Raw genomic sequence first — 13526 nt, 5'->3', positions numbered from 1 at the left:
GAGGATAATAGTGGGGCTATTTGACGAAGAAGCAGGAATTTTTAGACCAATTTATCGCAACCGCAGTAGGGTAGTCTATTCTCGGACAGGCTCCTAGCGCAAAAGCGCTGCCTTCGCTGATACAGCGTTTAAAAGTGGCTCAAAATACACATTTGCCTGCTGTAAACTGCACTCTTTCACCATTCGCACCATTCTCACCATTTTCACCATTGTTTGCTTGCGCTACTTTTGCGACACCCCCTTACGTGGGCGAAACATATCAAGTACCAGCATAGCTGCTCCAACGGTAATTCCACAATCTGCCAGGTTAAACGCCGGGAAATAAAAACGGTCATAGTGTACCAGAATAAAGTCGGTAACCTGACCGTGAATAATACGGTCATAGAGGTTGCCAACGGCACCACCAAGTATCAGTGCCAATGATATAGCTTGCCAGGTTTCTCCCTTTCTCAGGCGAACCAGCCAGTTGATCAATACCCCGCTCACAACAATAGCCACACCAGAGAGAAACCAGCGCTGCCAACCAGACCCACCACTGAGAAAGCTGAATGCGGCACCGGTATTGTAGGCCAGGGTGAATGAAAATACAGGTAACAGCTGAAACTGCTCGTACAAATGGAAAGATTGGACTGCCAGCCATTTTGTCACCTGATCTAACGCCAGTACTAGTCCGCTGAGCCAGAGCCAGCGGTGCATACCCAGCTCAGGGCTGTTATTTGAATGTGCCATTCCTGTGAAAAACCCTTTTCATGTAAACCAATAAAGTTAGTTGTAGTGACCCTGACGTGCGCCTGATTTATCGTTTGCTTTGTCGTCTAGGAGCCTGTCGGGCTTATGCTTTCGAGCATAAAATTCTGGCCGCACTTTCTCGCATTTTCTCGCATTTTCTCGCATTTTCTGGATTTTAGGCCGAAATTATCTTAAGTCCGACAGCCTCCTGGGGTACACTGTATTTTTTTGCCATTAAAAAGACTTGGAAAAGTTTTTGCAAGGCGTTTTTGGTGCGATACAACTGACGTCGTTCAGAGTTGGCACGACAGTGGTCGATTGTCAGATCAAATACCCTGGTGCTGTTAAGCGCTAACACCCGTTCAGTCGTCATTCCCGCGAAGGCGGGAATCTACCAGAAAATGGGCTCCCGCCTTCGCAGGAGTGACCAAAGTGATGGTTGTATGTATTATGTATATTAACGCTTGTTTGCGCTGGTTACAGAAGGTGTTGTGGAATAACGACACTACGCCAGTCAATTCTCACCCCTTGTTCGGCAACATTCCCGGGCGTTGTACCCCCATAAGGCGCTTCAGTTATAGCCAGCTTATGACCGGGCATTATTAACATCCAATGATTACTGGCATGAAGTAACATCATGCAATCACGATTTTTATCTATCGCATCAGCAACCTCACTTTGATTGTGAAATTCAACATCAATACCATCAGGTTTTATCAGGCTAATTCGAAAAGGACATCCTAAAGTGGGCACACTAGAGGCTATATCAAACACTAAAATATTTTCATTGATAAACGGGGCAATCAGAAAAGCAAGCTGATTATCGTCAAGCCACATCTTATCAGGATTATCTCCGTTCATTTCGTTAGCCATTGATTTTATAAACCCACGCTCATCACCTGCTTCAGCTTTTTCCTGAACCTGGGCAGCAAAATAGTCAAACACTTTCGGTGCCGTTAAGTTATCGGGATTTTCATCAATTTCCAATAAACGTTCATATCTATTACTCCTGAGCCAGTACAAAACAGCATGCCAGCCACAGTAACCGTCAGATGGCATCTGACGCACTTCAAAGCCAAGCTCATACAAATAGTCACCAACATAGCTTAGTGTGTTAGCATCATTTGACGTTGCGCTTTTGAAAGTAATGGTAATTCCCGTCAAAGCAACACAAAAGGCTTTAGAACCATCAAGTATTTTTTTTGCCATATCAGCAAACGTTCTGCACCTCTCATGGACATTAATAGCAGGCGTATTGGGGATGGCGCTATCTTTACTATCTTTAACAAAGGGTAATAGCTGGCTGTGTATTCTGGGAAATGTCCACACGCAGGTACTATTTATACCAATCATTCCAAAAGCGCAATAGTCTTTCTGATTCTGTACGTCGCTGACCGCCAGTGATTCACGGGCTATCTTCTGGCATACTGTTAATGGAAGAAAAATCATAGTGCTTCTATCTTTCGCTCCTTTTATTCTTATACCCGACTTTTTAATATCCAAATGAACTTTTGGGTCCAGCTGAAAAGACTGGTAATTATTATCGCTTTCATTACCAAGGGCGATAATAACTCTAATGTATATAAAACCCTCTTTTCTTCTATCTATAAATTCAATACTCCATCCAAATTTATTGAGGGCTTCTAAGAAATATTTTTTACAATCCTCCTTTATTTTTTCGTTATCGGAGCATTTAAAAAACAGTACAACTTCTAAATCAGAATCTGTGTTAATCAATGATTTAGCAAACGTTGACTCACTGTCTTTTTCTTCTTGTAATGACATATAAAAGAGATGGCGCCATAGGGATCTGATAATAATATATCGAATAAAATATATTTCATCACCGGCAAAATCAAATATATGCATTGGAAATTCATAGTCATCAGAACCTCCAGCAAAAACGCCAAGCTCACGAGAAGGCGCCACAAGACAAGAGATTACATTTTCTGAGTGCCCCATGAATAGTATTACCGCTTTACGATACCCTTGATCATCAACATTTTTTATACAGTAACTGAAATCTGAATTGGTTCCATAAACCTCATCGACCAGGGATGACAGATTAGCAGGTTTTATGATGAAAAAAAGCTGTAAATCGACAACGGCTTTGACCTCTTGCAGATAAAATACTAATAGCAAAAAGAATGGCCTATACATTCTAAAACTCCTGAACTGTCACAATCCTCAGAAACGGGCGAGAAGCCCACAAGATAGAATATCGGACGCCTTCTTTACTCACCTTGGGTGAGCAGTCAAACACCGTTTTCTCCCCGTGGGGCCAGGGTTGGGCCAATGAAAAGCGATCAACTGCTGAGTTTGTATTCTTATGTCAACAGAACCCGCTTTTAAAACCCCGGGGCTGTTTATTCACCCCGAAGACGCCCGTCATTCCAGCTTCAATATAGTATTGAGACAGCATCAAGCAAATTGTCGTCGCTCACCTTCTCCTTCAATGTTATCCACACAACGACCACACAATGCTTTGTAAGCCTCATATTGACCAATATCTTCACGGCGATGCCAGCAGCGGGGGCACTTTTCGTGGCGGGATTTCACCACTGATATTTTTAGCCCTTCCATGTCGGTATCAACCGCATCCACCGCCTCAGACAACGGTTTCACCGTCGCACCTGAGGTGATCAGCACAAAGCGAAGTTCTTCGCCAAGTTTCAACAGTTTCTCTTGCAGAGCGTCTTCTGCATACAGTGTCACTTCTGCTTCAAGACCCGCCCCAATGTTACCGGCATTGCGTGCCGCCTCCATGGCTTTGTTGACGGTGGTTTTCACGGTCATGACCGTTTCCCAGTACTCACGCCCCATACTCTCATGGGTCAGCGGCACCAGTCCCTCATACCAGGTTTCCAGAAAAACAGACGTCCCCCGCTTACCCGGCATAGCCTGCCATAACTCATCGGCAGTAAAGCTCAGTATCGGCGCTATCCAGCGAACCATGGCTTCCAACACCTGGTACATAGCGCTCTGACAACTGCGACGCGCCAGGCTGTCTGCCTTGGTGGTGTACTGACGGTCTTTAACGATATCAAGATAGAAACCGCCCATATCCAGCGAACAGAAGTTATGCACCTTCTGGTAGACTTTAAGAAAACTATAATTGTCGTAAGAATCCACCACTTCTTTTTGCAACAGCAGTGCCCGGTCCACTGCCCAGCGATCCAGCAACAGCATGTCTTCTGGCGCAACACGGTCAGTCTCAGGGTTAAAACCATTGATATTCGACAGCAGAAAACGCGCCGTGTTACGGATACGACGATAGCTATCTGATGTACGCTTCAGAATATCGTCAGACACCGCCAGCTCGCCACTGTAATCCGTAGCGGCTACCCACAATCGCAGGACATCGGCCCCGAGCGTATCAAACACTTTCTTTGGCGCGACAATGTTACCCAGAGACTTGGACATTTTACGACCATTGGCATCTACGGCAAAACCGTGGGTCAGCAAGTGCTTATAAGGCGGCTGATTGTTAATGGCAATGCCGGTTTTAAGGGATGACTGGAACCAGCCACGGTGCTGGTCAGAGCCTTCCACATAGACATCTGCCGGGTAGCTCAGCTCTTCACGGCGACCAATGACAGAATAATGTGTTACACCTGAGTCAAACCATACATCGAGCGTGTCGGTTACTTTGAGGTAATGCTCCGCATCGTCAGCATCGAGAATGTCTGCTGGCTCGAGGTCAAACCAGGCATCAATGCCTTCTTTCTCCACCTTTTGGGCAACGGCTTCAATCAACGCTGGCGTGTTCGGGTGCAGCTCTTCCGTATCTTTATGGATAAACAGCGCGATGGGTACCCCCCATGTGCGTTGACGGGAAACACACCAGTCCGGGCTTTGGCCTAACATAGACGTCATGCGTTTTTTACCCCAATCTGGCGTAAACTGCACCTGCTCAAGGGAAGACATGGCACTGTCGAGCAGTTTTTCCTTATTCATGGAGATAAACCATTGCGGTGTCGCACGGAAAATCAGTGGGGTTTTGGTGCGCCAGCAATGGGGATAGCTGTGATGAAACTTATCTTTTGCCAGCAGACGGCCTTTTTCTTCGAGAACAGCAACGACTTTTGGATCGACCTTATAGACATGCTCACCGGCAAACCGCTCAACATTAGCGCGGAACACACCGTTGTCATCCAGATAGTTCAACGTCTCAATACCATTGGCACGGCCAATAATGAAGTCATCCACACCGTGGTCGGGTGCCGTATGCACGCAACCGGTACCCGCATCGACAGTGACGTGATCACCCAGCAGAACAGGCAGCGTTTTATTGTAAAACGGATGCGTCACTGAAAGGGTCTTCAGAGCCCGACCTTTAGCGCGACCAATGATGTGGTAGTCGGCTAAACCGAACCGGCCCATGGCCTCGTCAACCAGCGTTTCTGCCAAAACAAGCCGGGCTGGCATGTCATTAACGGTACACTGCACCAATACATAGTCAATTTCAGCCCCGACAGAAACGGCCTGAGACGATGGCAATGTCCAGGGTGTGGTTGTCCAGATCACCACGGCAACTTCACCGGTGCCGCCATCCCCTGTTTCCTCCAGGGTGAACGCGTTAAGCATTGCTTGCGGGTCTGTTGCTTCATACCGCACGTCAATTTGCGTGGAGACCTTATCGTGGTATTCCACCTCGGCTTCGGCCAGGGCAGAGCCGCCGACAACACTCCAGTAGACAGGCTTGTAGCCTTTTACCAAATGACCATGGTCAGCTATTTTTCCCAACGCACGAATAATGTCTGCCTCGCTCTGGAAGTTCATGGTCAGGTAAGGGTTATCCCAATCACCGAACACGCCCATTCGCTTGAAACTTTCTTTCTGCCCTTTAATTTGCTTGGCGGCGTAATCACGGCACTTGTTGCGAAAGGTCTTAACGTCCACTTTATCGCCGGCTTTGCCAATCATACCTTCCACCTTGTGTTCGATGGGCAGGCCATGGCAGTCCCAACCGGGGATGTACGGTGCGTCATAACCGCTCAACCCCTTGGACTTTACGATCATATCTTTGATGATTTTATTGACCGCATGACCAATATGAATATCACCATTGGCATAGGGAGGGCCGTCATGAAGAATAAATTTATCTCGCCCTTGCTGGACAGATCGAATTTCTTCGTAGAGATTCATGTCATACCAATGTTTGAGCATGTCTGGCTCGCGCTTGGCCAGATTGCCCCGCATAGGAAAATCGGTATGGGGCAGGTTAAGGGTATGCTTATAGTCGGACATAGTTGTTACCAGAATCTCTTACTCTCAGTCGGCGCAAAATGAATGATTAATCAGACGGCGGGCATTGAGCGCATCACCGGCAATGGCTGCCCTTAAGGCGGGCAGGGACTCAAATTTTTTTTCATCCCTGAGTTTTTCGATAAACTCCACCCGAAGCAACTGACCATAAAGGTCACCGGTAAAGTCCAGCAAGTGCACCTCAAGCCATGGCTTGTTACTTGATACTGTTGGGCGTGTGCCAAGATTCGCCACCGCGCCATGCCAGCGCCCCCCATGGTATACCCGGGCAACGTATACTCCCTTCACTGGCAGGTTATGACGACCAGCACAAATGTTAGCCGTGGGAAAACCGAGCTGGCGTCCCAGCCGCTGCCCCCGGCGTACTTTCCCCATCATGATCAGCGGATGTCCCAACAACTGATTAGCCTCAGTGAGGGCACTCCTGTCCAGAGCCTGACGAATACGGGTGCTGCTAATTCGCTCTGACGCTTGTGTGACCGTCTCGGTATCACTGACGGCAAAGCCGTATTGCTGCCCACGCTTTACCAGATGCTGGAAGCTGCCCCGTCGACCATAGCCAAAGCGAAAATCATCTCCAACAATTAGATAGCGAACATTGAGACCCTTCACAAGAATATTGGTGACAAAGTCATCGGCAGAAATGGTGCTGAGTCGGTGATCAAAAGGCAAACACAATACCTGATCCACCTGACACTGCTCAAGCAAGAATAGCTTTTCTCGCAGTGTGGTTAATCGGGCAGGCGCGCTGTCCTGATGAAAATGCTCCCTTGGCAAAGGCTCAAAAGTAATCACGCACGTCCGTGTGTTCTGTTGGCAAGCCCTGGCGCGCAACGATTGCAAAATGGCCCTGTGTCCACAATGAACACCATCAAAATTACCAATGGTAGCAACACATCCTTGATGTGCTGGTCTAATATTGTGCAATCCACGGATCAATTGCATCGGGCGTCCTGATATTGCCTCATAAAACGAGGAAGTATATCGCAGGTAGCCAGAGAGGTCATGTGGGCGCAGAGCCTGAAAACCAGGACACCTGCTTGTGGACACACAAGATACCCGGTTACCTGATAGCGGTACATTAAAATAGCTATTGGCTCTGCTTACGATGCTGTTAACGTCTGCGGATCACAGGAATAGTTTTACAGGCTTTTGGGATGCTGCCCAACGCATCCGACGGGCTCCTAGGAGCCTGTCCGAGAACAGACTACCCTACTGCGGTTGCGATAAATTGGTCTAAAAATTCCTGCTTCTTCGTCAAATAGCCCCACTATTATCCTCAGAAGCAGAAATTTTTATCCTCAATTTCTCGTAATCCTCGCTACGGGCGCTATTCTCGGTCAGCCTCCTAGCGAGGTGAGAAAGTTTGATTGGTATGGATCTCAAAGGGTAACCCTTCTCCTTTTTGAAAATAAAATGTCAGACCAGCTCTGGACTAAGTCAGATCAGTCCAGAGATTCAATGCGCCGGACACCGCTTTGTCATGTGTTCTATCCGCCATAAATGCGCCAGGGTTCTCTGTCAATTTTAAAATCGGATCAATCCAAAAACGTTTTCTCCATCTTAACTTGCCGGCAACATGGCCTGTATCATTGTTTATCACCTCAAAATCCTGCCAGCTGTCCTTGACTTCACAACCTTTTCTCATAGACGCATAATGTATGCCTAGCTCGCAAGCGCCCTTGTTGTAAAGGACAGTGCATGTAGCGCGAGAATAAACCCCGTACATGCAATGACCCTTACCACTGGCTTTAACTGTATAGCCTTTTTTTGAGTAATATTTCTGACCTGGGGCTATTTTATTTTCAACTCGAAGCAACTCATCAGAACTATAAGCCTTACCTATGATGGATATACAAAAGAGTAGAGTAAATAGAACAAGCGATTTCTCCGCCATGGACTTTCTGGCCCATAAAATAGACGTCATACTCATGATAAATTCCTGTCGTCCACTATTATCTAACGTGAGTTCGACCCGTGAAATGAGATACAGTGCCCCCACTCATCTAAACGTTGTATGCCAAAACAAGCCGTCAGTGAGCAGAGCGCCGTGTCTTTGATGAGTCTATTCTTCGATCTCAATGATTTCTGCTTTATTTTTGAACCGAAGTAACATAAGCAACTCCTATCCAATAACTCTAAGCCCCTATAACCAAAGGATTCCAAACGGTAATCCTTCTACTTTTTAAAAAAGAAATGTCAGATCGGCTCTGGACTAACTCAGACCAGTCCAGAGATTCAATACGCCGGACACTGCTGTGAAAAATGTTCTATAGGTCATAAATGCGCCAGGATTGTCTGTCAATTTTAAATACGGACCACTCCACATCTCCTTTACCCATCTTAACTTGCCGACAACATGGCCTGTATCATTGTTTATAACCTCAAAATCCTGCCAGCTGTCCTTGACTGCGCAACCGTTTTTTACAGAAGCATAATGTATGCCTACCTTGCAAGCGCCCTTGTTATAAAGGACAGTGCATGTAGCGCGAGAGTAAACCCCGTACATGCAACGACCCTTACCACTGGCTTTAACTGTATAGCCTTTTTTTGAGTAATATTTCTGACCTGGGGCTATTTTATTTTCAACTTTAAGATAAGCATCAGAACTATAAGCCTTACCTATGATGGATAGGCAAAAGAATAGAATAAATAGAACAAACGATTTTTCTGCCATGGACTTTCCAACCCATAAAATAGACGTCATACTCATGATAAACTCCTGTCGTTCACTATTATCTAACGTGAGTTCAACCCGTGAAACGAGATACAGTGCCCCCACTCATCTAAACGTTGTATGCCAAAACAGGTCGTCATGTATCTTAGATTAGTCTATTCTGCGATCTTGATGATTTCTGCTTTATTTTTGAACCACAATAACTAAGCAGCTTCTATCTAATGAGGCTAAGCCTCTATACCGAAAAGATTTCAAGCGGCTACGCAACGGCAAGTCAGTGAGGCCCAGGAGCCTACAAATGCTTCGTCATGCCTTCCGCGCAGATAATCAGCTCCAGCGAGGTTAGAAAGTTTGATTGGTATGATCTCAAACGGTAACCTTTCTCCTTTTTGAAAATGAAATGTCAGATCGGCTCTGGACTAACTAAAATCAGTCCAGAGATTCAATACACCGGACACTGCTGAGAAATTTGTTCTATCGGCCATAAATGTGCCAGGATTTTCTGTCAATTTTAAAGTCGGACTACTCCACACCTCCTTTACCCATCTTAACTTGCCGGCAACATGGCCTGTATCATTGTTTATAACCTCAAAATCCTGCCAGCTGTCCTTGACTGCACAACCGTGTTCTATAGAAGCATAATGTATACCTATCTTGCACTCGCCCTTGTTATAAAGGACAGTGCATATAGCGCGAGAGTAAACCCCATACATGCAATGCCCCTTACCACTGGCTTTAACTGTATAGCCTTTTTCTGAGTAATATTTCTTACCTGGGGCTATTCTATTTTCAACTTTAAGAATCTCATCCGAACTATAAGCATTACCTATGATGGATAGGCAAAACAGTAGAGTAAATAGAACAAACGATTTCTCCGCCATGGACTTTCTGGCCCATAAAATACACTTCATATTCATGATAAACTCCTGCCGTACATTTACCAATCGTCTTTTCTAACCGCGCTTTACGCTGACAATCTGAAAAGTAGTGCTGTATAAAGCACTCAATCACAATCAATCAGTCCAGACATTCAATTTATCGCCCTCGATGATTAGACCTGTTCTATCCGACATAAATGAGTCAGGATTTTCAAGGAATTCTAAATTCGGACTCTTGAAAACCGACTTTTTCCACCTTAACCTGCCGACAATATGGCCTGTGTCATTGTTTATAATCTCAAAATCCTGCCAGCTCTCTTCAGCTACACAATGTATTCCTACAGAAGCATAATGTATGCCTATACTGCAACACCTCCTGCTGCCATAAGAAACGACGGTGCATCTATCGCGAGAGTATACCCCGTACATGCAATGACCCTTACCACTGGCTTTAACTGTATAGCCTTTTTCTGAGTAATATGCCGAATCTGAGGGTATGTCATTTTCAATGCCAAGAGTAGAATTCGAACTATAAGCTCTACCTATAATGGATAGGCAAAAAAGTAGAGTAAATAGAACAAACGATTTTTCTGCCATGGACTTTCTGGCCCATAAAATACACTTCATATTCATGATAAACTCCTGCCGTCCACTACTATCTAACGTGAGTTCGACCCGTGAAATGAGATACAGAGTCCCCACTCATCTAAACGTTGTATGCCAAAACAAGTCGTCAGTGAGCAGAGTACTGTATCTTTGATGAGTCTATTCTGCGATATCAATGATTTCTGCTTTATTTTTGAACCAAAATAGCATAAGCAGCTTATATCTAATAACTCTCAGGCCCTATATCCAAAGGATTTCAGGCTGCTACGCACCGGTAAGTAATACCAATTGTCTTTTCTAACCGCACAATTGAGCAAGCTATTTTGGGCTGCTGGGCAAGGCAAAATGACGAGCAATAGCTCCCGTATCGTATCGTATCGCGAGGAGTTTTAACGCAGGTCGAGCGGCTCAAAATAGCGGCGGAAATCAGAATTAGAAGAGTCAATTGGTATAGGTGAAACCCCAGAAGCCTACCAATGCTTCGTCATGCCTTCACTAGCGCAAACAAGCGTTAATATACATACAACCATCACTTTGGTCACTCCTGCGAAGGCGGGAGTCCATTTTCTGGTAGGTTCCCGCCTTCGCGGGAATGACGACTGTATGGGTATTAGCGGTTAACAGCACTGACACCCGCTATGCAGCCGATCTGCCCCCGCTCCAATTGTTTCCAACAATCAGATAGCGAACATTGCCCCCTATTACACTGGCTACCTGAGGGGAAATCCTGCGTTAAAGCTCCTCACCATAACTACGCCCAGACTGGCCACTTCTCTTTTTTAAAAAAGAAATGTCAAATTCAGCTCTGGACTACGGGTCAGTCCAGAGATTCAATACGCCGTCCATCGCTTCGTTATTTGTTCTATCCGCCATAAATGTGCCAGGATTCTCTGTTAATTTTAAAGTCGAACTAACCCAAAAACTTTTTCTCCATCTTAACTTGCCGACAACATGGCCTGTATCATTGTTTATAACCTCAAAATCCTGCCAGCTGTCCTTGACTTCACAACCGTGTTTCACAGAGGCATAATGTATGCCTACCTTGCAATCGCCCTTGTCATAAAGGACAGTGCATGTATCGTGAGAGTAAACCCCGTACATGCAATGACCCTCACCACTGGCTTTAACTGTATAGCCTTTTTTTGAGTAGTATGTCTGACCTGGGGGTATTTTATTTTCAATTCGAATATAACCATTCGAACTATAAACCTTGCCTACGATGGATAGGCAAAAAAGTAGAGTAAATAGAACAAACGATTTTTCCGCCATGGACTTTCTAGCCCATAAAATACACTTCATATTCATGGTAAACTCCTGCCGTTCACTACTATCTAACGTGAGTTCGACCCGTGAAATGAGATACAGTACCCCCGCTAATCTAAGCTTTGTATTCTAAAACAGGTCATCATGTGTCTTAGATTAGTCTATTCTGCGATCTTGATGATTTCTGCTTTATTTTTAAACCAAAATAATATAATCAGCTCCTATCTAATGGCTCTAAGCCTCTATACCCAAAAGATTTCAAGGGGCTACGCACCGGCAAGTAAGTGAGGCCCCAGGAGCCTACAAATGCTTCGTCATGCCTTCACTAGATAACACCCCCTATGCAGCCGATCTTGCCCCCGCTCCACAGGCTCACCCCACCAGCGGCGGTTGTTATATTCTTTGCTACATTTATGTCTCTGTCGTGATGAGTATCGCGCTGAAGGCAATCCCATTCACGGATAGACAACGGCTGACTTTCATGGACAAACCCACAGCAGGAGCAACACTTGGAACTGGGAAAGAATCGGTATTTGTAGGCTTGCTTAGTCATGCCCACCAGAATATAAATAGGTGTGCGAACACGCAACATTTTTACCAACCCTACCGGACTGGTTGTTTACATCCCCTAACTGATTCGGCAGGACTCTTACGCTAAAGTTCGATAAACGAGAGCCTTTGATGACAACGAAAACAACCATTGATCACCTGATCACAGCGAGCTGGGTGGTCCCGGTTATCCCGGAAAAAACCATTTACTCCGATTATGCCATTGCTGTGCACAATGGCCGTATTGCCGGACTGACTCCCATCGCTGAAGCAGAAGAACTGTACACCTACCATCACCGCACGAACCTACCCAACCAGGCGATTATTCCCGGATTGATTAATGCCCATGGTCATGCCAGCATGTCCCTGCTACGGGGGTTTGCTGATGATCACCCCTTGCAAACCTGGTTGCAAGATTACATATGGCCCGTTGAGGGCAAATGGGTAAGTGAAGAGTTTGTGCATGACGGCACTGAGCTGGCCATGGGTGAGATGCTGTTGTCCGGCACCACCTGTTTTCACGATATGTATTTCTTTCCCGAGAAAGTAGGGCGTCTGGCTGAACGTGTGGGTACGCGTTCATTTATCACCCCCAACATCTTTGATTTACCCTGTGCCTGGGGCAGTGGCCCTGACGACTACCTGCAAAAAACGCAGCAGACCATCGACGAGTTTAAAGGAAGCGAACTGGTTAAAATCGGTATTGGCCCCCATGCGCCTTATACCGTTTCTGACCCGGTGCTGGAAAAAGTGATTGCCAAGGCCGCCGACAATGATTTAATCATTCAAATGCATGTCCATGAGACCCAGGGCGAAGTGGTTGATGCTATTCGTGATCACGGCCAGCGGCCACTCAAGCGCCTGGCTAACCTCGGAATGCTCAATGACCGCTTCCAGTTAGTCCATATGACCGCCCTTAACGCAGATGATTTTCAGCTGCTTGAAGGCAGTGGCAGTCATGTCGTTCACTGCCCTGAGTCTAACCTGAAGCTGGCCAGTGGTTTTTGTCCCGTCCAAAAATTGATGGATGCTGGCGTTAATGTGGCACTTGGTACTGACGGCGCTGCCAGTAATAATGATCTGAATCTGTTGAGCGAAGCGCAAACGGCCGCGTTGCTGGCTAAAGCCGTGGCAGGCGATGCGACGGCCGTATCTGCCCACAAAGCCCTCGCCATGGCGACCATCAATGGCGCCAAAGCGATGGGGCTGGAACAGGAAACAGGATCACTGGAACCCGGAAAGTCAGCTGATCTGGTTGCCATTGATTTGTCAGGACTGCCCTTCCAACCCCTCTATGAGCCGGTTTCACAGATTATTTATACCGGGGGTAGCCATCAGGTGAGTCATGTCTGGATCAGGGGCAAGTGCCAGGTAAAAAACAGGCAACTCCAAACCCTCGATACTGAAAAGCTGATGAATACTGCCCGGCGCTGGAAAGGCAAGATTTCCCTGTCTGCCTAGGAGGCTGTCCGAGAATAGCGCCCGTAGCGAGGATTACGAGAAATTGAGGATAAAAATTTCTGCTTCTGAGGATAATAGTGGGGCTATTTGACGAA

The 13526-nt window shown here is 46.2% G+C and carries 11 protein-coding genes; 1 reads left to right on the top strand and 10 read right to left on the bottom strand.

Annotation, left to right across the window (positions count from 1 at the left end):
* Positions 1 to 222: 222 nt before the first annotated feature.
* The 10 genes from lspA to V4C51_RS14985 form a co-directional block, all read right to left on the bottom strand.
* Positions 223 to 729 (bottom strand): signal peptidase II, encoded by a 507-nt coding sequence (lspA, locus tag V4C51_RS15030; RefSeq protein ID WP_330926999.1) that lies wholly within the window; start codon positions 727 to 729, stop codon positions 223 to 225.
* A gap of 477 nt (positions 730 to 1206) precedes the next feature.
* Positions 1207 to 2889, bottom strand: a complete 1683-nt coding sequence (locus V4C51_RS15025; protein ID WP_330926998.1) for a hypothetical protein — start codon at positions 2887 to 2889, stop codon at positions 1207 to 1209.
* Between the two features lie 261 nt (positions 2890 to 3150).
* Positions 3151 to 5979, bottom strand: coding sequence for an isoleucine--tRNA ligase (gene ileS, locus V4C51_RS15020; protein WP_330926997.1), 2829 nt, complete (start codon positions 5977 to 5979; stop codon positions 3151 to 3153).
* A 24-nt stretch (positions 5980 to 6003) separates the two neighbouring features.
* Positions 6004 to 6942, bottom strand: coding sequence for a bifunctional riboflavin kinase/FAD synthetase (gene ribF, locus V4C51_RS15015; RefSeq protein ID WP_330926996.1), 939 nt, complete (start codon positions 6940 to 6942; stop codon positions 6004 to 6006).
* 490 nt (positions 6943 to 7432) lie between these two features.
* Entirely contained in the window at positions 7433 to 7930 is a 498-nt protein-coding gene (locus tag V4C51_RS15010; RefSeq protein WP_330926995.1) for a hypothetical protein, read from the bottom strand.
* Positions 7931 to 8212: 282 nt separating this feature from the next.
* Complete coding sequence (locus V4C51_RS15005) at positions 8213 to 8710, bottom strand: hypothetical protein (RefSeq protein ID WP_330926994.1); 498 nt, start codon at positions 8708 to 8710, stop codon at positions 8213 to 8215.
* Positions 8711 to 9093: 383 nt separating this feature from the next.
* Positions 9094 to 9591 carry a hypothetical protein gene (locus tag V4C51_RS15000; RefSeq protein WP_330926993.1) on the bottom strand — a complete coding sequence of 166 codons (498 nt, stop codon included), beginning with the start codon at positions 9589 to 9591 and terminating at the stop codon, positions 9094 to 9096.
* Positions 9592 to 9687: 96 nt separating this feature from the next.
* The gene (locus V4C51_RS14995; RefSeq protein WP_330926992.1) at positions 9688 to 10185 is read right to left on the bottom strand and encodes a hypothetical protein; all 498 of its coding nucleotides are present in this window, start codon (positions 10183 to 10185) and stop codon (positions 9688 to 9690) included.
* Positions 10186 to 10968: 783 nt separating this feature from the next.
* Entirely contained in the window at positions 10969 to 11463 is a 495-nt protein-coding gene (locus V4C51_RS14990; RefSeq protein ID WP_330926991.1) for a hypothetical protein, read from the bottom strand.
* A 283-nt stretch (positions 11464 to 11746) separates the two neighbouring features.
* On the bottom strand, positions 11747 to 12013 hold the full coding sequence (locus tag V4C51_RS14985; RefSeq protein ID WP_330926990.1) for a zinc ribbon domain-containing protein: 267 nt from the start codon (positions 12011 to 12013) through the stop codon (positions 11747 to 11749).
* Positions 12014 to 12102: 89 nt separating this feature from the next.
* Between V4C51_RS14985 and V4C51_RS14980 the strand changes: the two genes are divergently transcribed.
* On the top strand, positions 12103 to 13431 hold the full coding sequence (locus V4C51_RS14980) for a TRZ/ATZ family hydrolase (RefSeq protein ID WP_330926989.1): 1329 nt from the start codon (positions 12103 to 12105) through the stop codon (positions 13429 to 13431).
* The last annotated feature ends 95 nt before the right edge of the window (positions 13432 to 13526 follow it).

This window comes from Candidatus Sororendozoicomonas aggregata, from assembly GCF_031528575.1.
Classification (GTDB): domain Bacteria; phylum Pseudomonadota; class Gammaproteobacteria; order Pseudomonadales; family Endozoicomonadaceae; genus Endonucleibacter; species Endonucleibacter aggregata.
This window is presented reverse-complemented; position numbering and strand designations above follow the sequence as displayed.